This is a genomic window from Glutamicibacter sp. 363 (genome assembly GCF_052379505.1).
Classification (GTDB): domain Bacteria; phylum Actinomycetota; class Actinomycetes; order Actinomycetales; family Micrococcaceae; genus Glutamicibacter.
The window spans coordinates 1-350 of sequence record NZ_JBQSYR010000096.1; the positions used below are offsets into that span (position 1 = coordinate 1).

Annotated in this window: 1 protein-coding gene; it reads left to right on the forward strand. The window is 52.3% G+C overall.

Annotation, left to right across the window (positions count from 1 at the left end):
* Nucleotides 1-350, forward strand: a 350-nt coding sequence (locus ACT3UA_RS19010; RefSeq protein ID WP_444617897.1) for a transposase, incomplete at both ends; no start/stop codon positions are given.

Consider the following 350-nt stretch of genomic DNA (forward strand, 5'->3'; position numbering starts at 1 on the left):
CTTCTACATCATTCGGACGCTGGCTCGCAATATACCTCGATCCGTTACACCGACACCTTAGAAATTGAGGGGCTGGTTCCGTCGATTGGCAGTGTCGGGGATGCGTACGACAATGCGGCTGCCGAAACGGTCATGGGATTATTCAAGAATGAAGCCGTGGCCAAGGGTTCTCCCTTCCGTAGTGGTGCGTTGAAGACCGAATCAGATGTCGTTGAGGTCGTCTTCGACTGGGTCTTTTGGTACAACAATGATCGCTTGCATTCCTCGCTGGATCACCAAACTCCCGAGGAATTTGAGCGTGCCTACTATGATGAAATGACAGGCTCGTTACCCGACGCTGCCGCACATAA